The sequence below is a fragment of the Nocardiopsis sp. NPDC055879 genome (assembly GCF_053615935.1).
On the sequence record NZ_JBSHCT010000095.1, the window covers coordinates 1 to 1,355 of the forward strand.

Here is a 1,355-nt window from a genome sequence, read left to right on the forward strand (position 1 = left end):
CTCTCGCCACGAGTGGCGATGTTGTGGGAAGCATTCCGATCGGCGTGGGCAACGACCCCACACCCCCGACAGATGAAAAGCCCCTGGTCGAGGCGGTTGCGCTTGTCGACGTGGCCGCACTCGGCGCACGTCTGCGAGGTGTAGGCGGGATCAACGAAGACCAGGGGCACACCGGCCCGCTTGGCCTTATAGACGATGAAGTCCGCGAGCTGGGCGAAGGCCCAGCAGTGGAGTGCGACCCGTTGGGGCTTGCGGAGCCGTACCCGGGTGCGGATGCCCTGGAGTTCTTCCAGGGCCAGGCCGCGCCCGGTGCGTTCAGCCTCGGTCACGATCATCTTGGCGATGATGTGATTGGTGTTCTTGACGTGCCGCTGTTCGCGGCGGGAACGCTCCTTCAGCCGACGCTTGGCGGACTTGGTGCGCTTCTTCTGGAGCTTGGCCCGCAAGGCGAGCTGACGCTTACGGTACCGGTTGAGACCGCGCCCGGCGACCTGGTAGCCGGTGGACGTAGTGGCAATGTTGGCCATGCCGAGATCGACGCCGATGAAGCCGTCCGGCTCGTACTGCTCGGCCTCGGGAACCTCGCAGGTGGCGACGAGGTAGAACACGCCGTCGCGCTCGATCAGGTCGGATTCGCCCTGCCGGTACGCCTGGAGCGTCTTGAGCGCCTCAGCGGAGCATACGTAGCGGATATTTTTGAGCCGCCCGGACGTGGTCCAGATGGACACGGTCCGCTGGTCGTACCGCCAGGACAGGCACCGGTCGTCGTAGGGTTGGGCGGCCTCGCACCGGAACACGATGGGCTTGGACTCCGCCTTACGGCGACGTTTGGAGCCTTCCTTGCCGAGGTTCCCAGCTCGGATGTTGGCCTTCAAGGTGGTGTAGGCGTCGCGCACCTTCTTGATGACGTGTTGCGCAGCCTGCGCGCCCAAACCCTGTTCTTTGAGGTGGGCGTAGGTGTGCTTGCGCAGCTCGTACTCACGCGGCACGTCGTTGACGAATGCCACCTCAGAAACCCAGGTGGCCAAGTCGTTGACCGCGCGCAGGGTGGAACGCAGTGCGGCGGCCTGGTCGGCCTCCGTCAAGAGTTTGACCTGCACGACGATCTTCATGGGTACGACCATAAGATCCATGTCCCCTCGATGGGAGCCGAACCCCGAAATCCGCAGGGGACGAACGGTCGTCCACACCCTCCATGCCCACTTGGTCCTCACACCCAGATACCGGCCCGGCCCGTTCACCGACGTGATCCTTACGCGCTGCGAAGAGATCATGCGAGCCGTCTGTGCCGACTTCGAAACCGAGTTGGTCGAGTTCAACGGCGAACGCGATCACGTCCACCTGCTCGTGCGCTA

2 protein-coding genes are annotated in these 1,355 nt (G+C 64.1%); one reads left to right on the forward strand and one right to left on the reverse strand.

Translation table 11 applies throughout. The features are described 5' to 3' along the window. Positions 1-1,112: RNA-guided endonuclease InsQ/TnpB family protein (locus tag ACWGKS_RS29975; RefSeq protein ID WP_452525098.1), on the reverse strand; the 1,112-nt coding region annotated here is incomplete at its 3' end. Positions 1,113-1,131: 19 nt separating this feature from the next. Between ACWGKS_RS29975 and tnpA the strand changes: the two genes are divergently transcribed. Then, a partial coding sequence (tnpA, locus tag ACWGKS_RS29980) for an IS200/IS605 family transposase (RefSeq protein WP_452525100.1) occupies positions 1,132-1,355 on the forward strand: 224 nt, incomplete at its 3' end.